1 protein-coding gene is annotated in these 631 nt (G+C 62.3%); it reads left to right on the plus strand.

Annotation, left to right across the window (positions count from 1 at the left end; genetic code table 11):
• Positions 1 to 631 (plus strand): TCP-1/cpn60 chaperonin family protein (locus tag ACYVOK_RS35930; protein ID WP_460667088.1); only part of this gene is annotated, 631 nt, incomplete at both ends.

Raw genomic sequence — 631 nt, forward strand, 5'->3', positions numbered from 1 at the left:
CGGATCGAGAAGGAAAACACCACGATCATCGATGGTGCGGGTTCTTCGCAGGACATCGAGGCTCGTGTTGCTCAGATCAAGGCGCAGATCGAGGAGACCACCTCGGACTACGACCGTGAGAAGCTCCAGGAGCGCCTGGCCAAGCTCGCGGGCGGCGTTGCGGTGATCCGCGTCGGCGGTTCGACCGAGATCGAAGTCAAGGAGAAGAAGGACCGGGTCGACGACGCGATGCATGCCACCCGCGCTGCGGTCGAGGAGGGCATCGTCCCCGGCGGCGGCACGGCTCTGCTGCGCGCCAAGGCTGCGGTGGCCAAGCTCACCAGCGACAACCCGGACGTAAAGTCGGGTATCAACATCGTGTTGCGTGCCCTGGAAGCCCCGATCCGCCAGATTGCCGAGAATGCCGGTGTTGAAGGATCAACGGTGGTTGGCAAGATCAACGACAACACAAAGTCCGACACTTTCGGCTTCAACGCTCAGACGGAAGAGTTCGTGGATCTGCTTCAGGCCGGTATCGTCGACCCGGCTAAGGTGGTCCGCACGGCTCTGCAGAATGCCGCGTCGGTCGCTGGTCTGCTGGTCACCACCGAAGCCATGGTTGCCGATGCTCCGAAGAAGGAATCCGCTCCAG

This window comes from Kribbella swartbergensis (assembly GCF_054784135.1).